The organism is Bradyrhizobium commune (assembly GCF_015624505.1).
Lineage (GTDB): Bacteria > Pseudomonadota > Alphaproteobacteria > Rhizobiales > Xanthobacteraceae > Bradyrhizobium > Bradyrhizobium commune.
The window spans coordinates 4,320,409-4,338,760 of sequence record NZ_CP061379.1 but is presented as its reverse complement, the minus strand read 5'-3'; the positions used below and the strand labels follow the sequence as shown (position 1 = coordinate 4,338,760).

Below are 18,352 nucleotides of genomic sequence, written 5' to 3'. Positions count from 1 at the left end.
GGGTTGCAGTCTACTCCGCTGGGCGAAGCGGCCCGCTCAACACCGCGTTATCGGACGGGTGTGGCCGTTCAGTACAGGCGGACGATGAAGTCGGTGCCTTCGCCGGTCTCGCCCTGGTTGATGCCCTGGTCGGACACGATCACTGAGCCGCCGGTGGTCAGCATCTCGTTGATCTTCGCCATGGTGTCGGCGGGGATAGAGATACGGTCGAGCGCCTCGGCCGGCGAGTCCGGCATGACGACAGGCTTTGCGGCCACAGCAATCACCGCAGCGCCGCGCTGCCGGCGCGTCACGCGGTTGTCGTCCTCGCGTGCCGCGGCGCGGGCCGTGACCGGCAGCGATATCACTGACCAATGCAGCGCATTGGAATCAGTCTTGTCGACCTCGGCGGTGAAGACATGCGTGCCGAGCGGGCGGTCGCTCGCGGCGATCGTCACGGGCACCTCGAACAGCGGCGAAAAGTTCTGCCGCACGTAGAGCTTGGAATCCTTGCGGCTAATGAACACCGCGATCTGACCAGTGCGCTTCGGCAGGTCAGGCTTGGCGGCGGGAGCGGGATCGGCGACACGGGTCTGGTCCTTCTTCGCGTCCACGGGGGCTGTGGGCGCTGCCGCCGTGACCGGCGCCTCGGGCTTCTTCGCGCTCTCGGCAGCCTCCGCCTTGGTCGGCTCCGCCTTCGCGGGCTCAGTCTTCTCAGGCTCAGATTTGGCGGCCTCGACCTTGTCAGCCGGCTTCTCGTCCGTGGTCGCCTTCGGCGCTTCCGCGGCCTCGGAGGGTTTTGCCTCGGTGCTCGCGGCCTCGTCCTTCGCCGGCTCGGAGGCTTCGGCGGTCTTGCTCTCGTTCTTGGTGGCCGGATCAGCAGCCGCTTCGTCGCGGACCGGCGCGTTGCCCGTGGTCACATCCGACATCACGGTGTGGCCGACCGTCGAGCGCAGCTCGAGCACGCCATCCGCGCTGGCGGTCTTGTTCTCGAAGGATTTGGTTTCAACCGGCTTCGCTTCGGTGACCTTGGTGGTGTCCGGCGCGCCCTTGTCCGCCTTGTCGCCGACAGTCGTCGTCGGCTCGAGGCTGGCTGCCGGCTGCGGCGGCACGCGCAGCGAGGCGAGCATTGGATGCGAGAAGCTGTGTGGCGTTATCTCGCCGGGCGTGACGAGGACGCGCGCACCCATCTTGGTCCAGTTCCACATCTTCACTGCGAACGCCATCGGCATGCGGATGCAGCCGTGCGAGGCCGGATAGCCCGGCAGCACGCCGGCATGCATGGCGACGCCGGACCAGGTGATCCGCTGCATGTACGGCATCGGCGCGCCGCTATAGATGTTGGAATGGTGGAATTTGTGCTTCTGGATGACGCTGAACACGCCCATCGGCGTCGAATGGCCCTTCATGCCGGTCGACACCGGAGCCTCCGCGAACACGCCGTTGGAGTCGTAGATCGTCACCTTCTGTCGCTCGATCGAGACGACGATGACGAGCGGACCTTGCGGCTTCGCGCCGGTTTCCTTCTCGGCGACGGCGTCCTTGTCTTTCCTGGCGGCAGCGGTGCCGCGCTTCTGCGGCTTCACGCGGGACAGGTCGGGATGCCGGTCTTGCCGGTAGTAGTATGATCCGTCCGAATAGTCCGCCGAGTAATAGAATGCTGCTTCCGCCTGGCCGGTCGCGCCAATCGCACCTGCGGCCGTCAAAATGGCGAACTGCCACAGCCGTACCGGTGCGGCCGAAAAACGGGACCCGTTCACGCTATTCATTCCTCGAATCCACAATCCAAATCAGACATTAGTTTCGCAGAGGGGATACGCGTTCACCAGCACAGCGGTTCTGCCGTCCGCTACTTTTGTCCAATCCGTAGCAAAAAAGCCTCACAGAGCGGTAAACGGCGGGCCGCTAGGGGTGGCCGTCGCCTTCCTGACCGGCGGGCGCATGCCTACATTGCAGGGACTTGTGACCGGAGAACTTCATGTCATCTCGTTTCCCCGCTCTTTCCAACATCCGTTTGAAAAGTCTCGCTTTATTGCTCTTGGCCCTGGTCGTGCCGGTGCCGTCGGCTCAGGCCGCCGACGAGCCGGATCTGATTTTCCGCCGCTCCACCGTGTTCAAATGGGTGAGCCCCAATGACAAGCTCGCGACCTATGGCCTGGACGACCCCGAGGTCGAGGGCGTGGCCTGTCATTTCACGGTGCCGGAGAAGGGTGGCTTCAAGGGCTGGCTGGGTCTGGCCGAGGAGGTCTCGGACGTCTCGCTGGCCTGCCGCCAGATCGGCCCGATCAAGTTCAAGGACAAGCTCGATCAGGGCGACGACATGTTCCGCAAGCGCCGGTCGCTGTTCTTCAAGAAGATGCAGATCGTGCGCGGCTGCGACGCCAAGCGCAACGTGCTGGTCTACATGGTCTACTCGGACAAGCTGATCGAGGGTTCGCCGAAGAACTCGACCTCGACGGTGCCGATCATGCCGTGGGGGCCGGCCGACGCGAACGTCCAGAAGTGCGCGGACTTCTTCAATCAGTGACGGCAGCGCGGTTTCGCGCAGACGGTCAAGGCAAACAAGCGTTTATTCGACATCAGGCAAGTCCTGCAGGCGCGGCTAAAGAACCGGCCTATGCGTTGTTTCGTTCGTTCCGCCTCAACCCTGCCGCTCGCTTGCACCGACAGAACGGATCTCCTGCTCACGGCGTCCGGCTCCCGACAACAACATGACCCCGCGGCATTGTCAGATGCTCCAGGGACGCGGATGCTTGCGCGCGAGATCGGCGTCGAGATAGCCGCGCTCGTCCACCCATTCCCTCGGGCAATAGGCCATTGCGGTCGGGTCGACCACGTATCCGTCGCGTAGAAGGGCCGTTCGCGTGCCCGTAAGCCCGGTCCATACCGCCTTTCCGCTTTGATCTGCCTGGAGAACATCGAACACTTCGACCATGTCCAGCATGTCAGGACCGAATGGCTCGGTGATGCGCCGGCACCGGCTCGCGCTCGACGAGCGCATGCAGCCACGCAACCAGTGAAATCGTGATCCCCAACAACAGGCCCACGCCCACGAGAAACAAGGCCACCACCAGATTGAGGGAGGCGATCGCAAGGCCCGGCCAGGGGTTTTCTCGTGCGAGCGCCAGCAGAAGGGTTGACATCTTCCAGCTCCTAAATATACTACACCGTATATTTCACATAAACCGGACGCGACGGGTCGTGTCAAGAGTGCGAACTCACAAGCGCGTGCCGGGGGTTGCTCGGGGAATAAAGATCGCGCTTCCCGCGCACGAAACAGATGCCTTAACCGGAGAGAGGATCCGATATGTTCAAGTTCAAGATCGCGTTAGCAGCCTTGTTGGTGGCGTCGCTGGGCAACAGCGCCGCTGCCCTTGCACAGGAAGACCGCGGCACGCCCGAGCAAAGGGCGGCATGCACGTCCGACGCGTTCCGGCTGTGTGCAAGCGATATTCCCGATCCCGCGCGGGTCGAGAGTTGCCTGAGGCACAGAAAATTGGATCTGAGTGAGGCGTGCCGATTGGTGTTCGACCAGGGCACGTCCGCGGCAGCGGTTCGCGCCAAGTAGTGCGTGAGCAGTCGCAATACTCAACTGAGCGCTTCCGATCCCCGTGCTCACAAGAAAAGACGATCGTATGAGCACCATGTATGTTCCCGCTTTGGCCGCATTCGGAGGCTCGGCCTTTGGCGCGATCTCAACCATCGTCAGTGGCTGGGTCCCGTCGCAGCAGGGAGCCCTCCCGCATTCGCAGGTGCCCCAGCTCCGGGCCCCGGCGGCGGACCCCGAGCCGGACTTGGTGGTCCAGCGCCTCGCCTAGGCGGTCCACGCGGCGATCTTCGGGCTGTTGGGGGCGTCCGTGGCGGCACGGCGGTTGCGAACCCGGCGCGCGTTGCATCTGTCAGCTACGGCCGCTTCGGAGGCCGCGGCTACCGCTATGGCGGGTCGCGTTACGGTTATCGTGCGGCCTATGTTGCCGGGGCCTATGCCGCTGCGGCCTATGGCTATGGTAGCTCGCGCTATGGATATGACGCCGATAGCAACTGTTACTATGTCTACAGGCGCCGCGGGCGCGTCCTGGTTTGCGACTAACCGCCGCAACGAGGCCAAACCGGTCATGCCGTGGGGGCCGGCCGACGCGAACGTCCAGAAGTGCGCGGACTTCTTCAATCAGTGACGGCAGCGCGGCTGACGCGCGGTTTCGCGAGGTGCGAGCCGGTCAGCCGCACGAACGCCTGCGGTGCGGCCTCATAGCCGCGACTTGATTGCAGCGCCATTGGGCCGGGCGAACCGGCGTGGTTGCGCATGGAGTCTTGATCCGCGCGATCCGTCCCCTGAATAGCGTCGCGCGCCGTTGCGCGATCTCGCGCTATCATGATGGCCATCCCTCACGTGTCAGCCCGATCGGCGGGCCTGTCGGTTTTTCGAAGGCTCGGTCGCGGCCGACGCGCCCCAGGTTCATCGGCGGACCGGCCTTCGTTTCGCGCACTCTCAGCAGAGAAACGTAAAATGCATGTGAAGCGCTGACGTCGCGGTCATGACCACGAGCGGCGCGCGGTGCGGCCACTGGCCCTGGCGGTTGCTCCCGGGCCGGTTCGCGCGGCCACGCCCCTATCTGAAATGATTGAGGTTTTCCGCTCAATGTGTCGTCGCCGTGGGTGCGACGAAACAAATCTCACCTGGGATGAAACCATTTTCAGCTTTTGGCGCATCACGGGAGAAACGGCGCATGGTTATCAGCGTCACAACGACCACGGCGAACCGCCGGCCACGCAATCCGGAGACAAGTCCATGCGCGCGCTCAGCTTCATCCTTGCTTTCGGTTTTGTGCTCGCCGGATCGTCTATTGCAGGCGCGCCCGACGGCAATCTTCCCGGTGTCGGCACCTTCCAGTACAGCGGCTCGCCGGTCACCACCACGGCGCCGCAGCCAATCGTTGTGGCGGCACGCTTCTGATCGCGAACAAGAAAATCAGCCGGCAAAGGCCATCATGCTTCTTCGTATCTGTGCCGCAGCGTTCATCTCCCTCCTGACGATCGGCGCCGCTCAGGCGCAGGTGCGTGCGCCGAGCCGGCTGCCGGATCCGCGCAGCGAGTTCGTGCGCCAATGCGCTCCGCGCATGCAAGGCCGTTGGGAACATCCGGAAGAGGTCTGCGGCTGTCTGCACGATCATGCCGCAGCCGTCGTCGAGGACCGCGACCTGCGCGAGGCGCTGTTACGCGGCATCAGCGAGACCGGCGTCCCCACGATCGAGACCGATTGGGTGCCGGCCGCCAAGCAGGGCGAGATCGGCCCGACCTTCACCAAGATCGCCAAGCCGACCTTGCAGTGCATGTTCGATCCGGCGAAGTCGTAAGCCGTTACTTCGATTTCGGACCGTACCGTGCCACGCAAGAGCTGATCCGCACGATCCCCTTGTCGCTCATCTTTGCGCCGCGCACTTCCTTGACCTGTCCGGCCGGGCAGGTTCCGTCATCCACCATCACGCGCTGACCAAGCTTGAGATCCACGATGTCCTGCTCGCGGCCGACCGTGGCTGCGTGTGTTGACGTTGCGAATGCGGCAGCAAGCAGGAGCGAAAGGCAGGCTGCATGGCGAAGTGACATGATGAGCGGTTCCGGCATCGACGCCGCAATGTAGGGAGCGGCGTGCGATTCTCATAGTGAACCTTCGTCACACCCGCCGAGGTGATTTGGCCTTCGCGCGCAAAGCGGTGCGTGCCTCTCGCGCGAGCCGTTCGGCTGACGCGACAAGTTGCGGAACCGCGTGCCCGGAAAATCCCAGCACAAAGCCGGGCAGAGGACGCGCCCGCGCATAAGTGTCGGCCAGCAGCCAGCCTTCCGCGCCGGCCGCCTGTTTCGCGTCTGCTGCGACCAAAGGGGCGACCGACGGGTCGAACCGCGCCACCAGGTGCAGGCCCTGCGACGGCACGGGCACGGAGAGCGCGCCGTCGGACTTGGCTTCGAGCGTTTCGGCCAGCGCATCGCGGGCCTCGCGATAAAGCTTGCGCACACGCTTCAGGTTGGCGGCGAAGGCACCGGAATTGAGCATGTCGGCGACCGCGCCTTCCATCAGCGTCCCGGGAAAGCGGTCGAGCGCGGCGCGCGCGGCCGTCACGTCGGCGATCAGCCGCTCGGGCAGGGCGCAATAGCCGATGCGCAGGCCCGGAAACAGCGTCTTGGCGAAGGTGCCCATGTAGATCACGCGCTGGAGATGATCGATGCCCGCAAGCGACATCAACGGCGCGCCGACGTAACGGAACTCGCTGTCGTAATCGTCCTCGAACACGAAGGCGCCGGCCTGCTTGGCCCAGTCCAGCAGCTCGAGCCGCCGCGGCATCGACATCTGCACGCCCAGCGGAAACTGATGCGACGGCGTCACATAGGCCGCGCGCGCGGCCGGCGCGGCCGTCCGGCCCTTGGCGATTTGCAAGCCGTTCGCGTCGACGGGAATCGGCACGGTGCGATAACCGCACTGCGCGATGGTCCGGCGCGCAATGGGATAGCCGGGGTCTTCGCACCAGACCTGATCGTTGGCCTTCAGGATCGTGCCGAGCACGATGCGCAGCGTATGCAACGTGCCTGATGTCAGCATGATCTGGTCGGCGTCGCAGCGCAGCCCGCGCGCGGACAACAGATGATCGGCGATCGCGACGCGCAGCTCGCGGCTGCCGCGGGGGTCGCCGTAATGCAGGTGCTCGGCGCCGAAGGCGCGCATGCGGCGACCGACGAAAGCACGAAAGCGCTGCACCGCGCGCTCGTCGATATGGGTGCAGCCGAGCGAGAGCGCGCCTTGCCTGGGCGCCTCGACCACGGCCTTCGGCCTCTTCGGCGCGGCCGCGCGTTCGGGGATACGGGCCGCGACGAACGTACCGGAGCCGACGGTGGCATCCGCAAAACCGTCTGCGATCAGCCGCTCATAGGCGGTGACGACGGCGTTGCGTCGAAATCCGGTCTGTTTCGCCAGCGTCCGCGACGGCGGCAACGGCTCGCCGGGCTTGACCAGGCCGGAGACGATCATCTCGCAGAGCGCCTGGTACAGCCGGTGCGCCGCCGAGGCGCCGGCCGTGATGTGCGGGCCCGTAAGGTCGAGTGGCAGCTCCGCCTTGGCCGGCGAGAGAGAATTGGTCGGAATTTTTTGCATGGAATTGGCACTATCGCAGACCAAATCCGCCGCTACAACTGCTGTGGAATTTGTTCCAGTTCCGATGAGGAGCGGCCGTGAGCCCGACTGAGACCGAAAATTCCTATCCGACCTCGGCACGCAACCAGGTCAAGCGCCGTCACGACCGCGGCTTCTACGATCACGACACGGTTCACCGCATCCTGGATTCCTCGATGCTGTGCCACGTCTCCTATGTCATCGACGGCCAGCCCTACTGCACGCCGACCTTCTTCTGGCGCGAGGGGACCAAGCTCTATTGGCATGGTTCGAGCGCGAGCCGCATGCTGCGCAACCAGACCAGAGGCGAACGGGTGTGCCTGACGGTCGCCCATCTCGACAGTCTCGTGCTGGCGCGTTGCGGCTTCAACCACTCGGCCGACTACCGCGCGGTGATGGCGTTCGGCACCGCCTATCTCGTCACCGACCCCGAGGAGAAAGAGCGCGCGGTGATCGCGATGGTCGACCGCTTCTTCCCGGACCGCACCGCGAGCCTGCGGGCGAGCAACACGCAGGAGATCAAGGCAACCTCGTTCATCGCCATGGAGATCGAGGAGGCCTCCGCGAAAATCCGCGCCAAGGGTGTCGCCGACGATGATGAGGACTACGCATTGCCGATCTATGCCGAGCGCATCCCGGTGCGCACCGTGCTCGGCGCGCCGGAGCCGTGCCCGCGGCTGCTCGACGGCGTGACCCGTCCCGCGACGCTGCATGGCTATTCCGAAGGCCGACTGCTCGAAGATGCATTGCGGGATGCTTATTTTGTGGAGTACCCGAACGGCTGAAATCGGCTAGCTTGCGCGCACCCTTGACCAATTGGATGCCCGGAGTTTGCCTGATGAATGCCGACACGCAGCAGAGGATTCTTGACGCCGTCGATGCCGGCTTCGAAGCCCAGCTTGCGACCACAAGCGATTTCGTCGCGATCCCCTCGACCCGCGGAGCGGAGGGACCATGCCAGGACATGATCGGCGACCTGCTGCGCCAGCGCGGCTATGAGGTCGACGATTGGCACATCAAGGTCGACGATCTCAGGGATCTGCGCGGCTTCGGTCCGATCGAGCATGATTTCTCCAAGGCGCGCAGCGTGGTCGGGACCTATCGTCCGATGACCGAGGCGGGCAAGTCGCTGATCCTCCAGGGCCACTGCGACGTGGTGCCGGCAGGGCCGCTGGAATTGTGGGACACGCCGCCGTTCTCGCCCGTCATCAAGGACGGCAAGATGTTCGGCCGCGGCGCCTGCGACATGAAGTCGGGCACGATCGGCGCGCTCTATGCGCTCGATGCGATCAAGGCCGCGGGCCTCAAGCCGACGGCGCGGATTCACTTCCAGTCCGTAATCGAGGAGGAGAGCACCGGCGTCGGCGCGCTCTCAACGCTTCAGCGCGGCTATCGTGCGGATGCCTGCTTCATCCCGGAGCCGACCGCCGGCAAGATGGTGCGCTCGCAGGTCGGCGTGATCTGGTTTCGCCTGCGCGTGAAGGGCCATCCCGTCCACGTCGCGCATGCCGGATCGGGCGCGAACGCAATCATGGCGGCCTATCACCTGATCCAGGCGCTGCAAAAGCTCGAGCTCGAGTGGAACGAGCGCGCCAAGGCCGATCGTCACTTTGGGACGATCAACCATCCCATCAACCTCAATCCCGGCATCATCAAGGGCGGTGACTGGGCCTCGAGCGTGCCGGCCTGGTGCGATGTCGATTGCCGCATTGCCGTGTTGCCGGGCTGGTCGGTGGCCGATCACCAGAAGGAGATTTTGGCCTGCGTTGCTGCTGCCTCGCGCAACCACCGCTTCCTTGCCAACAACCCGCCGGAGGTCGAATGGTCCGGCTTCCTGTCGGAAGGCTATGAACTGACTGACTCGGCCGCGCCGGAAGCAGCTTTCGGCAAGGCCTTCAACAAGGTCTATGGCGGCGCGGTCGAGGATCTCGTCTTCACCGCGCTCACCGACACCCGTTTCTACGGCCTCAATCACGGCATCCCGAGCCTCTGCTTCGGGGCCAGCGGCGGCGAGATGCACGGCTTCAACGAATATGTTGAGCTGGAGTCGTTGAAGAAGACGACCAAGGCGATGGCGCTGTTCATCGCCGAATGGTGCGGGGTGGAGAAGGCGTAGGCGCTCTCGCTCTCCCCGCCGTCATTGCGAGGAGCTCTTGCGACGAAGCAATCCAGACGTCGCCGCGGAAGTAGACTGGATTGCTTCCTGCGCTCGCAATGACGAGAGGATGGTCTGTCGGGTGGGCAAAGGCGCCCTCGCGCCGTGCCCACCAATTCGCGTCGACACGGATAGCCGGGATTGCGGCGACTGCTGCCCGAAACAATAGCTTTGCTAGATACTTTAAGCTTAAAATAAAGACTAGGATGCCGGCCCCGCCGGTGGCAGACTGGCGCTCGGTTCGCGGCCGAGTCCTCGGGAGCAACGATGCGCGATTGGGACGATGCTTATGCCAACTCGGCCCATATCCCGGGCTCGGACAAGCTGCCGGCGCTATGGGCGGAGCGGGCGACGGCTTACCGTGCCGGACTGAAGGATTTTCGCGCCGACATCGCCTATGGCTCGGGCGAGCGCCAGCGCCTCGACCTGATCCTGCCCGATGGCGACAGCAAGGGCCTCGTCGTGTTCGTTCACGGCGGCTACTGGATGCGCTTCGACAAATCGACCTGGACCGATCTCGCCGAAGGCGCGCGCCATCACGGCTGGACGGTGGCTTTGCCGAGCTACACGCTGACGCCGGCCGCGCGCATCTCCGACATCACCGCAGAGATCACCGCCGCCATCGCCAAGGCGGCCGCGCTCGTCGCCGGCCCGATCCGGCTCGCCGGGCATTCGGCCGGCGGCCATCTGGTCACGCGCATGCTGTGCGACGACGGCCGGCTCGAGCCTTCAGTCTTCAACCGCATCGCCGCCACGCTCTCGATCAGCGGCCTGCACGATCTGCGCCCGCTGCTCAAGACGAGGATGAACGAGACGCTGCGCATGACCATGGAGGAGGCGACGCTCGAAAGCGCGGCGCTGCACCTTCCGCGCGGGCATGCGCCGGTGACCGCCTGGGTCGGCGGCAACGAGCGGCCCGAGTTTATCCGCCAGTCCGATCTGATGGCGAATGTCTGGACCGGTTTTGACGTGCCGACGCGCCTCGTCGTCGATCCCGGGCTGAACCATTTCACCGTGATCGACGCGCTGAACGATCCGTCGTCGCAGATCACCGCGCGACTGATCGGTCTCGACTGAATGCGCGAAAGGGACGATCGAAAGGGCCTGCCATGACGTCCAGCGATTACGATCCTGCAAGCGAAGGCGCCGAAACCGATTTCGCCCGGCGCATGTCCTATGGCGATTATCTGGCGCTGGACAAGATCCTCGGCGCGCAGCATCCGCTTTCGGAAGCCCATGACGAGATGCTGTTCATCATCCAGCATCAGACCACGGAGCTGTGGATGCGGCTTGCGCTCCACGAGCTTGCTGCCGCGCGCCGCGCGATTGCAAAGGATGAGGTGCAGCCCGCCATGAAGATGCTGGCGCGGATGTCGCGCATCTTCGAGCAGCTCAACGGCGCCTGGGACGTGCTCCGCACGATGACGCCGAGCGAATATACCCGCTTCCGCTCCCAGCTCGGCCAATCCTCGGGCTTCCAGTCGCGCCAGTACCGGCTGATCGAATATCTGCTCGGCAATCGCAACCACGCCATGCTGAAGCCGCACGCGCACGATGCCGAGACGACCAAGCTGCTGGAGGCCGAGCTTGCGACGCCAAGCCTCTACGACGAAGTGCTGCGGCTCGCCGACCGCAACGGGCTCAAGATGCCGGCGGCGGTGCTGGCGCGTGACGTCCGCGAGACCCACAGCTTCAGCGAGGGCGTGCTTCAGGCCTGGCGACAGGTCTACGAGGCGCCGGAGACGCACTGGATGCTCTACGAGCTCGCCGAGAAGCTGGTCGATTTCGAGGACTATTTCCGGCGCTGGCGTTTCAACCATGTCACGACGGTCGAGCGCGTGATCGGCTTCAAGCGCGGCACCGGTGGCACCGGCGGCGTCAGCTATCTCAAGCGGATGCTGGAGGTCGAGCTGTTCCCTGAACTCTGGCGCGTGCGTACCATTCTTTAGAGATCACCATGACGAAGCTGAGCGTCTACGGCGACACCAAGGCGCTGTTCCATCTGCCCGACGGCGTGATCTATCTCGACGGCAACTCGCTCGGCGCGCTGCCGCTCGGCGTCGCCGAGCGCGTCGGTCGGGTCATCACGTCCGAGTGGGGCAACGAGCTGATCCGCGCCTGGAACACCGCGGGCTGGTATGCCCAGCCGCGCCATGTCGGCGATCGCATCGCGCGCCTGATCGGCGCGGAAGCCGGCTCGGTGATGGTCGGGGACACGCTGTCGCTGAAGGTCTATCAGGCGCTCGCCGCCGCGCTCGACATGAATGCGTCGCGCAAGGTGATCCTGTCCGACACCGGTAATTTCCCGACCGACCTTTACATGGCCGAAGGGCTGATCGCGACGCTCGGGCGCGGCCATCAATTGCGCCTGGTGTCGCCGGAGGAGATCGAGGCCGCGCTGTCCGAGGATATCGCCGTCCTTTACATCACCGAGGTCGATTACCGCACCGGCCGCCGTCACGACATGGCAAGGCTCACGGCAAAGGCGCATGCGCTTGGCATTGTCACGGTCTGGGATCTCGCCCATTCCGCTGGCGCGCTGCCGGTCGATCTCACCGGTTGTGGTGCTGATTTCGCCGCTGGGTGTACTTACAAATACATCAACGCCGGCCCCGGCGCGCCGGCCTTCCTCTACGTTGCGCCACGCCACGCCGGCACCGCGCGCGCCGCGCTGTCGGGGTGGATGGGTCACGCAAAGCCGTTTGCGTTCGAGCTTGGCTATGCCGCTGCCGGCGGCGTCGAACGCATGCGCGTGGGCACGCCTCCGGTGCTGGCGATGGCGGCGCTGGAAGCCTCGCTCGATATCTGGGATCGCGTTGATATCGCAGACGTGCGCGCGCGTTCGCTGGTGCTTGGCGATCTCCTCATCAGCGAAGTCGAACGCCGTTGCCCTTCCTTGAAGCTGGTCACGCCGCGTGCGCATGAGCGCCGCGGCTCGCAAATCTCCTTCGCCTTCGATGGCGGCTACGCCGCCATGCAGGCCCTGATCGCCCGTGGTGTCATCGGCGATTTCCGGGCACCTGACATCATGAGGTTCGGGATCACGCCGCTCTATATCGGCGAGAGCGAGGTGATGAAGGCTGCCGAGATCATCGGGAAGGTGATCACGGGCGAAGTGTGGCGACGGCCGGAGTATCAGGTCGTGAATGCCGTGACGTAAGCGGCGCAGGCGTCATTATCTCAGACGTCATTGCGTTGCGGCCTGAAGCAATTCACGCTGAGATCAGAACCAATTGGGAGGAGATCCGATGACGCCGCTCGAGAAAGTTAAAGCGATGAAGATGCCGTTTGCCGAGCTCAAGGGCATCGAGTTCGTCGAGGCCGAGAAGGATCGTGTGGTGGCGCGGATGACGGTCAGGCCCGACCTCTGCACGCTCTACCACACCATTCACGGCGGCGCGGTGATGGCGTTCGCCGATTCCGTCGGCGCGGCCGCGACCGTGATCAACCTGCCAGAGGATGCGAAGGGTACGACCACGCTGGAGAGCAAGACGAACTTCATCGGCGGCGCGAAGGAGGGAACCACGGTGATCGCCACCGCCACCCCAGTCCACCGCGGCCGCCGGACCCAGGTCTGGACCACCCGGCTCGAAACCGAGGACGGCAAGCTGGTCGCCGTGGTGACCCAGACGCAGCTGGTCCTGTAAGACTACGGGACTTTGATTTTGTTAACGAATTAGTCGCTTGCGATGCCTCTAACTTGAGCAGGTTCCCGTCTTGAAAAATTTGTTGCGACGCACAATATTGGAGGCCTAGGGATTCGAACGCCTCCTCGAGGGACACCAAGAGGAGTTTTGACGTGGTACTTGAAGACACCATCCGCCCGACGTCCGTTCCGGGCTATGTGCGGACCTTGAGCCAGCAGGAAGAATTGCCGCTTTTGCGCGATCACCTGCTCAGACTCGATGCCGAGAGCCGGCACGACCGTTTCAACGGTTTTCTCGACGACAGCTTTATCGAGCGTTACGCCGCCCGCTGCGCCGAGGACGGAACCGTGATCGTCGCCTACATCGTCGACGGTGTGGTCCGCGGTGCGGCCGAGCTGCATCCGTCGGAGGGTGATTCGCTGCCTGAGGTCGCCTTCAGCGTCGAAGCATCGGCGCGCCGCCAGAATGTCGGCACCATCCTGTTCAGCCGCCTGATCGCGGAGGCGCGTTGGAAGGGTTTTAAGCGCCTGCGCATCACCACCGGCGCCGAGAACCACGCCATGCGCGCGCTCGCGCGAAAGTTCGGCGCAAACCTGCAATTCCGCCATGGCGAGTCGACCGGCACGATCGATCTCACCAAGTCGCCCGAGGCCGAATTGGCCGATCTCGCGGCGGCGCCGTTCAAGGCCGGCCGCGCCTTGCTGACGTTCAACTCGACGTGCTGGAAGCTGATCTCCAGCATGTACGGCAATCGCGCCGCCTGAACTGAAAGCGGCATGAATCAAAAAGCGGACCGGTCACACCGGTCCGCTTTTGTATGAAGGGCGTGAATAGCGCTCAGGTGCCGGTGCGCTTGTCGTTGCCGAAGCGGCGGACGACGCGACGTTCCACGACCACCGAGCGCTGTGCGCCCTGTTCGCCGGCGATCACGCGGGTTGCGGTGATACGGCTATTGGTGCGGGCCTGCTTCTTGACCTCGGCCTGAACGACATCGAGCGGCATCCCCATCAGAGCCGCGGCGATCTCGGCCTGTTGCTCCTGATCGTCGGTGATGCCGACGGCGGCGAAAATCGCCTCGTCCAGGGTGGGCGGATCGTGGCGGACGCGCCGCGTGCCGTACTTGGTATTCCAGTCTGCGCTCATAAGGGCCTCGTTTCGATGCCGGGATACCTAGTGCCGCCCATGTTGCATTGCAATATGAATTTGGTGTGGCATCTCAGCTATGCACTCACAGCTTCTCGATCTTGCTGGCGTCATAGAGATCGAGGGTCGTCGGCCCCTCCGCCAATGAGCGCAAGGCGCGCACGAAGGCGCCGGACGCAGGTACCGCAAAATGCACCGCGAGCGCGGCGCGGTCGGCCCATTGCTCGACAAACACCAGCCTCAGCGGGTTCTCGCAGTCGACATGCACCGCATGCGAGATGCACCCGGGCTCCTGTCGCGATCGATCGACGTGCTCGAGGCTGAGCCGGCGCACCTCCTCGAACGTCTCCGGTCGGGCCGTCACGCTGCCAGTTACCACGATCATGCCAATCCTCCCGATCCGAGTCCCCCGATGTGACGGCCGCTAGGGCAGGGACGCCTCGTGCGCTGCGTCGCCGATCGGCGCCTGTGGCCAACGTTTCAACGCGGCGTGTCCGGCCGCGGTGAGGCCATAGATTCCGCGCTCGGCGCGTTCGAACCAGCCATAGACATTGTGCAGCAGAATCTTGCCGGCATCGGGACAGCGCTCGCGCAGCTCGCGGACGGCGCGCGGCCCTGCGGCGAGCGCCGAGGCACAGGCCAGCGCCTGCTGGCGATAGGCGGTCATGATCGGCGCGCGCGTGCTGCCGCCAAGCACGGGATCGCCCTGACGGCGCTGATGTTCGGCGACAAGCCGCGAGCGCGTCTTCGGCTCGCGGCGGGGAGCGGCCGTCGGCGGCTTCACCAGCACCTCGACCTGGCCGCGCTCGGTGACGCCAAGCATGCCGAAGCCGAGCCGGCGGCAGAGATTGCGATAGCGCGCATCGCTCTCGCGTCCCTTGCCGCGCGCCGACATTTTCGCCGCGATCCAGATCTCGTCACCTGCCGGTGCGCGGTCGACCGCTTGCAAAATCAGCTCGAGATTGAAGGCGAGCTTGAGCTCGCCGATCACCACGACCGGCGGATCGCCTGCGCTCAAGCCCACAAGATCGCAGCCCCCGATCTCCCCTTTCACGGTGAAGCCGAGCTGTTCGAGAAAGCGTTTGACGGGAAGATAAAGCGCGGTTTCCACAGGACGTCCGGTCGGAGAATCAGTTGTGGCAGTTTAGCCCGGATCGGATTTGGGCTCCGCGTCATTTGATCGGGAACAGATGGTGCGATTATCCTGCCGATGGTGACAGGCGGGCGGTTCGCGATATGACGATCAGGAACGGGCTTTATCACATCCGGATCCAGATGCTGGATGGCGTCCAGGGCGGCAATCAGGGCGTCATGGTGCTGCGCGACGGCACCATGCGCGGCGGCGATTCTTTCTTCTTCGCCTACGGCACCTACACCTCCGCCGACGGTAAATGGAAGGGCGAGCTGACCAATGAGGAGCATTCACCCTCGTTCGACGAGCGCCCGGTGTGGGGCCGCAAGGTCGTGACCATCGGCTTCAGCGGCACTTACACCGATGAGACCGCCTATGGCGAAGGCATCGCGCTCGCCGGCAAGCAGAGCATTCGCTTCAAGGGCAATCTGCGGCTCTTGGTGCCGGATTGATCACACCCGCCCGCTGACCGGGATCAGCGCGCCGGTGACGCCGCTTGCGGCATCGCTTGCGAGGAACAGGATCACCTCGGCGAGCTCCTGCGGCGTCACCCATTTGGAGACATCCGCGTTCGGCATGTCGTTGCGGTTGGCCTTGGTGTCGATGATCGACGGCAGTACCGCATTCACGGTGACCTTGCCCTTCCATTCGCTGGCCAGCGCCTCGGTGAGGCGGTGCACGCCGGCCTTGGAGGCCGCGTAAGGACCCATGCCGCCGCCGGCCTGAAGCGCGCCCATGGCGCCGACATTGACGATGCGGCCGGCCTTTGAGGCGGCGAGATGCGGCAGCGCCGCGCGCGCCGTGTTGAGCGCGGTCAAGACGTTCAGTGCATACATGCGCTGCCACGTCGTGAGGTCGCCGTCGCCGACAGTCTCGAAGGCAAAGCCGCCGGCGATGTTGACCAGCGCGTCGAGCCTGCCGAAGTGCCTGGCCACGGTTTCGATCGCCGTCTTCGCCTGCGCCGCGTCAGACAGGTCGACGCTGCCAATCTCGATGCGCTCGAGCGTCGCAGGCATCTGCGAGGGGGCGTGATCGATGCCCGCGACCCGCGCGCCGCGCGCCAGCGCTGTCTCCGCCACCACCTTACCAAGTGCGCCGAGCGCGCCGGTGACAATCAGAACTTTGCCTTGCATCAGGGCTCTCCCGGCGCGGCGGCCTACGCTTGCAGATAGCGCGCCTTCAGCGCCGTCCGCTCGGCCGGGCCGAGCTTGAGCCCGTCGCGCAGATAGGTGTCGATGTCGCCATATTCGCGGCCGACGGCATCGAAAGCGGCATCGAGATAAGAGGCCTCGACAGAGCCGATTGCGTCGAGGACGTCCGGGGGCAGATCGGCGGCACTCGAGACGTCGCGTTTGTAGTGACGATTGGTCAGGAGATAGTCCTCCGCAATGACGTCATCAGTCACTCCAAGCGCATGGAGAATCAGCGCACTGGCAAAGCCGGTGCGGTCCTTGCCTGCGGTGCAGTGGATGACGAGCGGGGCGCGGTCATCGAGGAGATGGCCGAACAGAGCGCGAAAGCTGTGCGTGTTGTGGCGGACGTAGTTGCGATAGGACTCGCGCATGATCTCCAGCGCAATTGTCCCTGTCAGCGTCCCCCTGGCGAGCTCGGCGCGCAGTGAAGCGACGACCGTCGGCTCGATCGGTAGTGAATGCACGGTGATCTCGTTCATGACGCAGACCCCGGCCGTGCGCTCCTCGACGCCACGAAAGTCGAATGCGCTCCTGACGCCGAGCGCGCGGACGATCTCGACGTCGGCAGCGGTGAGCTGGCCGAGATGGTTGGAGCGGAAGATGTGCCGCCAGCGCGTGGTGCGCCCGTCGGCTGTCGGATAGCCGCCGAGGTCGCGAAAATTGCTGGCGCCTTGGAGGCTGAGATGACGGGCAGGGGTCTCTGACATGTGATCAGCTTTTGTTATGTTGCCGGCGGGCCATTACAGGGGGGGATCATGAACCGGCACAAGGCCATTGTTTTGGCTATCGCCATGCTGGCGGGCGGAATTTCTGGCGCGCGGCAGGCCGAGGCGCAGACGTTTCGGACCTATCGCTGTGTCGATGGTACGCAGTTCATCGTGGGGTTTTATGACGAGGACAACCGCGCCTTTCTCCAGATCGACGGAGAGCCTGTCACGCTCGCCAAGCGGCTGACGCTGTCGGGCGCACGCTATTCAGGAGCGGGGATCACGCTGAGGATCGATAAGACCGGGGCAACCACCGTCAGGCATCTCAAGCGGCCGGTCACGGCCTGTGCGGTGATGGAAAGGCCCGAACTTGCGCCGAGGCTGCAATGAGAATCAAAAAGGGTCGAAACCTCGTTGTTTCGACCCTTTTTCAAACTTCCGCCCGCCGCTCGGAAGAGCGTGGCGTATCCGACCCAAACCCAGGCATCAGCGATCCCATTTCGGCTTGGCTTCGTCGACGGCTTCTTGATGATACCAGCTGCCGCTGCAGATCGTCTCGTTGACGGGAAACGAGAGACGGTCGGCGGAAACGCGGGTCTCACCGTAGCGTCGTCCTCCGAGAGCCGCGCGGCCCCCGACAGGGAATTGATAGATCGTTGCCGATCCCTCACTCAAACCATTGTTCATCATTGCGGTATCTCCTTTCGCCGAAGCGCTTAGCCTCCATGGTGCGCCCGACTCGTTCGCTTGTGGTTACTGGACTCCCCATATCGGCCCCGCACTCCCAAATGCAAAGTGCTGAAAAGGAGATCAGTTCTGGCCTAATTCATAGGCAGTCTTCATTCTGCATCCTCAGAAGCAGCGGTCGGGTGACTAACGCTTGGGCCATTGCGAAGGTTGCGAGCGACCGGCCGCAGACTTGGCGAATATTGCTTGACGTTGATGCGCGTTTAGTCGGCAGCCTCGGGCGGGCCGCCCTCTGCACCGGAATCGAGCGTTTTCCGCAGGATTTTTGCGGTGCAGCTTCACGGAAAGGTGCGCTGCTATGACGCACGCGGTTGTGGACGGATGGCAGGGCCGCGGCCCCTGTCCACAGGGGGCGGGCGGTGGTGGATAAGCGCCCCGCTCTGCGGCCTTTTGGCACGTTAAATGCTTGGAAACAGTCGGCCGATGGTGGCCGGGTACAAACGTGCGGGGACCAGCCAGTTCCCACCTTTCGCATCATCTACAGAGAGGC

At 64.3% G+C, this 18,352-nt stretch carries 25 protein-coding genes; 13 read left to right on the top strand and 12 right to left on the bottom strand.

The window, feature by feature from the left end:
* Positions 1-68: 68 nt before the first annotated feature.
* A complete protein-coding gene (locus tag IC761_RS20525; RefSeq protein ID WP_195798453.1) occupies positions 69-1,748 on the bottom strand; it encodes a L,D-transpeptidase in 1,680 nt (559 codons plus the stop codon).
* Positions 1,749-1,957: 209 nt separating this feature from the next.
* On the opposite strand from IC761_RS20525, the gene IC761_RS20520 reads away from it, so the two are divergent.
* Positions 1,958-2,506, top strand: coding sequence for a CreA family protein (locus IC761_RS20520; RefSeq protein WP_195798452.1), 549 nt, complete (start codon positions 1,958-1,960; stop codon positions 2,504-2,506).
* 201 nt (positions 2,507-2,707) lie between these two features.
* Here the strand turns inward: IC761_RS20520 and IC761_RS20515 are convergent, their stop codons facing one another.
* Together IC761_RS20515 and IC761_RS20510 are read right to left on the bottom strand one after the other, a co-directional pair.
* Positions 2,708-2,923, bottom strand: a complete 216-nt coding sequence (locus IC761_RS20515) for a hypothetical protein (RefSeq protein ID WP_195798451.1) — start codon at positions 2,921-2,923, stop codon at positions 2,708-2,710.
* A 1-nt stretch (position 2,924) separates the two neighbouring features.
* The gene (locus IC761_RS20510) at positions 2,925-3,122 is read right to left on the bottom strand and encodes a hypothetical protein (protein WP_195798450.1); all 198 of its coding nucleotides are present in this window, start codon (positions 3,120-3,122) and stop codon (positions 2,925-2,927) included.
* A 164-nt stretch (positions 3,123-3,286) separates the two neighbouring features.
* Between IC761_RS20510 and IC761_RS20505 the strand changes: the two genes are divergently transcribed.
* Positions 3,287-3,547 (top strand): hypothetical protein, encoded by a 261-nt coding sequence (locus IC761_RS20505; RefSeq protein ID WP_195798449.1) that lies wholly within the window; start codon positions 3,287-3,289, stop codon positions 3,545-3,547.
* A 596-nt stretch (positions 3,548-4,143) separates the two neighbouring features.
* On the opposite strand, the gene IC761_RS20500 is transcribed toward IC761_RS20505, so the two are convergent.
* Positions 4,144-4,284, bottom strand: coding sequence for a hypothetical protein (locus IC761_RS20500; RefSeq protein ID WP_246791287.1), 141 nt, complete (start codon positions 4,282-4,284; stop codon positions 4,144-4,146).
* A gap of 250 nt (positions 4,285-4,534) precedes the next feature.
* Between IC761_RS20500 and IC761_RS20495 the strand changes: the two genes are divergently transcribed.
* Together IC761_RS20495 and IC761_RS20490 are read left to right on the top strand one after the other, a co-directional pair.
* The gene (locus tag IC761_RS20495) at positions 4,535-4,933 is read left to right on the top strand and encodes a hypothetical protein (protein WP_195804891.1); all 399 of its coding nucleotides are present in this window, start codon (positions 4,535-4,537) and stop codon (positions 4,931-4,933) included.
* Between the two features lie 34 nt (positions 4,934-4,967).
* On the top strand, positions 4,968-5,333 hold the full coding sequence (locus tag IC761_RS20490) for a hypothetical protein (protein ID WP_195798447.1): 366 nt from the start codon (positions 4,968-4,970) through the stop codon (positions 5,331-5,333).
* A 4-nt stretch (positions 5,334-5,337) separates the two neighbouring features.
* Here IC761_RS20490 and IC761_RS20485 read toward each other — a convergent pair whose 3' ends face one another.
* Together IC761_RS20485 and pdxR are read right to left on the bottom strand one after the other, a co-directional pair.
* Positions 5,338-5,583: a DUF6719 family protein gene (locus IC761_RS20485; protein WP_195804723.1), complete on the bottom strand. Its 246-nt coding sequence runs from the start codon at positions 5,581-5,583 to the stop codon at positions 5,338-5,340.
* 67 nt (positions 5,584-5,650) lie between these two features.
* Entirely contained in the window at positions 5,651-7,120 is a 1,470-nt protein-coding gene (pdxR, locus tag IC761_RS20480) for a MocR-like pyridoxine biosynthesis transcription factor PdxR (protein ID WP_195798446.1), read from the bottom strand.
* 77 nt (positions 7,121-7,197) lie between these two features.
* Between pdxR and IC761_RS20475 the strand changes: the two genes are divergently transcribed.
* The 7 genes from IC761_RS20475 (at position 7,198) to IC761_RS20445 (ending at position 13,704) form a co-directional block, all read left to right on the top strand.
* Positions 7,198-7,923, top strand: a complete 726-nt coding sequence (locus IC761_RS20475) for a pyridoxamine 5'-phosphate oxidase family protein (RefSeq protein ID WP_195798445.1) — start codon at positions 7,198-7,200, stop codon at positions 7,921-7,923.
* A 53-nt stretch (positions 7,924-7,976) separates the two neighbouring features.
* Positions 7,977-9,254 (top strand): ArgE/DapE family deacylase, encoded by a 1,278-nt coding sequence (locus IC761_RS20470; protein ID WP_195798444.1) that lies wholly within the window; start codon positions 7,977-7,979, stop codon positions 9,252-9,254.
* Positions 9,255-9,560: 306 nt separating this feature from the next.
* Entirely contained in the window at positions 9,561-10,370 is an 810-nt protein-coding gene (locus IC761_RS20465) for a hormone-sensitive lipase (RefSeq protein WP_195798443.1), read from the top strand.
* Positions 10,371-10,402: 32 nt separating this feature from the next.
* The gene (gene kynA / locus IC761_RS20460; RefSeq protein ID WP_195798442.1) at positions 10,403-11,242 is read left to right on the top strand and encodes a tryptophan 2,3-dioxygenase; all 840 of its coding nucleotides are present in this window, start codon (positions 10,403-10,405) and stop codon (positions 11,240-11,242) included.
* A gap of 8 nt (positions 11,243-11,250) precedes the next feature.
* Positions 11,251-12,453, top strand: coding sequence for a kynureninase (gene kynU, locus IC761_RS20455; protein WP_195798441.1), 1,203 nt, complete (start codon positions 11,251-11,253; stop codon positions 12,451-12,453).
* Between the two features lie 88 nt (positions 12,454-12,541).
* Entirely contained in the window at positions 12,542-12,940 is a 399-nt protein-coding gene (locus IC761_RS20450) for a PaaI family thioesterase (protein ID WP_195798440.1), read from the top strand.
* A 152-nt stretch (positions 12,941-13,092) separates the two neighbouring features.
* On the top strand, positions 13,093-13,704 hold the full coding sequence (locus IC761_RS20445) for a GNAT family N-acetyltransferase (protein WP_195798439.1): 612 nt from the start codon (positions 13,093-13,095) through the stop codon (positions 13,702-13,704).
* 73 nt (positions 13,705-13,777) lie between these two features.
* Here IC761_RS20445 and IC761_RS20440 read toward each other — a convergent pair whose 3' ends face one another.
* The 3 genes from IC761_RS20440 to IC761_RS20430 form a co-directional block, all read right to left on the bottom strand.
* Positions 13,778-14,083 (bottom strand): hypothetical protein, encoded by a 306-nt coding sequence (locus tag IC761_RS20440; protein WP_015686575.1) that lies wholly within the window; start codon positions 14,081-14,083, stop codon positions 13,778-13,780.
* A gap of 85 nt (positions 14,084-14,168) precedes the next feature.
* Positions 14,169-14,468: a putative quinol monooxygenase gene (locus IC761_RS20435; RefSeq protein ID WP_195798438.1), complete on the bottom strand. Its 300-nt coding sequence runs from the start codon at positions 14,466-14,468 to the stop codon at positions 14,169-14,171.
* Positions 14,469-14,507: 39 nt separating this feature from the next.
* Positions 14,508-15,194 (bottom strand): DUF2161 domain-containing phosphodiesterase, encoded by a 687-nt coding sequence (locus IC761_RS20430; RefSeq protein ID WP_195798437.1) that lies wholly within the window; start codon positions 15,192-15,194, stop codon positions 14,508-14,510.
* A gap of 125 nt (positions 15,195-15,319) precedes the next feature.
* Between IC761_RS20430 and IC761_RS20425 the strand changes: the two genes are divergently transcribed.
* Positions 15,320-15,667, top strand: coding sequence for a GrlR family regulatory protein (locus IC761_RS20425; RefSeq protein ID WP_195798436.1), 348 nt, complete (start codon positions 15,320-15,322; stop codon positions 15,665-15,667).
* Here IC761_RS20425 and IC761_RS20420 read toward each other — a convergent pair whose 3' ends face one another.
* The gene (locus IC761_RS20420) at positions 15,668-16,348 is read right to left on the bottom strand and encodes an SDR family oxidoreductase (RefSeq protein WP_195798435.1); all 681 of its coding nucleotides are present in this window, start codon (positions 16,346-16,348) and stop codon (positions 15,668-15,670) included.
* Positions 16,349-16,371: 23 nt separating this feature from the next.
* Complete coding sequence (locus IC761_RS20415) at positions 16,372-17,115, bottom strand: tyrosine-protein phosphatase (protein WP_195798434.1); 744 nt, start codon at positions 17,113-17,115, stop codon at positions 16,372-16,374.
* 48 nt (positions 17,116-17,163) lie between these two features.
* Between IC761_RS20415 and IC761_RS20410 the strand changes: the two genes are divergently transcribed.
* Complete coding sequence (locus IC761_RS20410; protein ID WP_195798433.1) at positions 17,164-17,505, top strand: MliC family protein; 342 nt, start codon at positions 17,164-17,166, stop codon at positions 17,503-17,505.
* A gap of 96 nt (positions 17,506-17,601) precedes the next feature.
* Here IC761_RS20410 and IC761_RS20405 read toward each other — a convergent pair whose 3' ends face one another.
* Entirely contained in the window at positions 17,602-17,805 is a 204-nt protein-coding gene (locus tag IC761_RS20405) for a DUF2735 domain-containing protein (RefSeq protein WP_195798432.1), read from the bottom strand.
* Positions 17,806-18,352 lie beyond the last annotated feature (547 nt).

What these genes read in the sequence shown, in the direction of transcription:
- IC761_RS20525 (WP_195798453.1), bottom strand. Translation starts at nt 1,748, where the DNA reads ATGAATAGCGTGAACGGGTCCCGTTTTTCGGCCGCACCGGTACGGCTG.
- IC761_RS20520 (WP_195798452.1), top strand. Translation starts at nt 1,958, where the DNA reads ATGTCATCTCGTTTCCCCGCTCTTTCCAACATCCGTTTGAAAAGTCTC.
- IC761_RS20515 (WP_195798451.1), bottom strand. Translation starts at nt 2,923, where the DNA reads ATGCTGGACATGGTCGAAGTGTTCGATGTTCTCCAGGCAGATCAAAGC.
- IC761_RS20510 (WP_195798450.1), bottom strand. Translation starts at nt 3,122, where the DNA reads ATGTCAACCCTTCTGCTGGCGCTCGCACGAGAAAACCCCTGGCCGGGC.
- IC761_RS20505 (WP_195798449.1), top strand. Translation starts at nt 3,287, where the DNA reads ATGTTCAAGTTCAAGATCGCGTTAGCAGCCTTGTTGGTGGCGTCGCTG.
- IC761_RS20500 (WP_246791287.1), bottom strand. Translation starts at nt 4,284, where the DNA reads ATGCGCAACCACGCCGGTTCGCCCGGCCCAATGGCGCTGCAATCAAGT.
- IC761_RS20490 (WP_195798447.1), top strand. Translation starts at nt 4,968, where the DNA reads ATGCTTCTTCGTATCTGTGCCGCAGCGTTCATCTCCCTCCTGACGATC.
- IC761_RS20485 (WP_195804723.1), bottom strand. Translation starts at nt 5,583, where the DNA reads ATGTCACTTCGCCATGCAGCCTGCCTTTCGCTCCTGCTTGCTGCCGCA.
- pdxR (WP_195798446.1), bottom strand. Translation starts at nt 7,120, where the DNA reads ATGCAAAAAATTCCGACCAATTCTCTCTCGCCGGCCAAGGCGGAGCTG.
- IC761_RS20470 (WP_195798444.1), top strand. Translation starts at nt 7,977, where the DNA reads ATGAATGCCGACACGCAGCAGAGGATTCTTGACGCCGTCGATGCCGGC.
- IC761_RS20465 (WP_195798443.1), top strand. Translation starts at nt 9,561, where the DNA reads ATGCGCGATTGGGACGATGCTTATGCCAACTCGGCCCATATCCCGGGC.
- kynA (WP_195798442.1), top strand. Translation starts at nt 10,403, where the DNA reads ATGACGTCCAGCGATTACGATCCTGCAAGCGAAGGCGCCGAAACCGAT.
- kynU (WP_195798441.1), top strand. Translation starts at nt 11,251, where the DNA reads ATGACGAAGCTGAGCGTCTACGGCGACACCAAGGCGCTGTTCCATCTG.
- IC761_RS20450 (WP_195798440.1), top strand. Translation starts at nt 12,542, where the DNA reads ATGACGCCGCTCGAGAAAGTTAAAGCGATGAAGATGCCGTTTGCCGAG.
- IC761_RS20440 (WP_015686575.1), bottom strand. Translation starts at nt 14,083, where the DNA reads ATGAGCGCAGACTGGAATACCAAGTACGGCACGCGGCGCGTCCGCCAC.
- IC761_RS20435 (WP_195798438.1), bottom strand. Translation starts at nt 14,468, where the DNA reads ATGATCGTGGTAACTGGCAGCGTGACGGCCCGACCGGAGACGTTCGAG.
- IC761_RS20425 (WP_195798436.1), top strand. Translation starts at nt 15,320, where the DNA reads ATGACGATCAGGAACGGGCTTTATCACATCCGGATCCAGATGCTGGAT.
- IC761_RS20420 (WP_195798435.1), bottom strand. Translation starts at nt 16,348, where the DNA reads ATGCAAGGCAAAGTTCTGATTGTCACCGGCGCGCTCGGCGCACTTGGT.
- IC761_RS20415 (WP_195798434.1), bottom strand. Translation starts at nt 17,115, where the DNA reads ATGTCAGAGACCCCTGCCCGTCATCTCAGCCTCCAAGGCGCCAGCAAT.
- IC761_RS20410 (WP_195798433.1), top strand. Translation starts at nt 17,164, where the DNA reads ATGAACCGGCACAAGGCCATTGTTTTGGCTATCGCCATGCTGGCGGGC.
- IC761_RS20405 (WP_195798432.1), bottom strand. Translation starts at nt 17,805, where the DNA reads ATGATGAACAATGGTTTGAGTGAGGGATCGGCAACGATCTATCAATTC.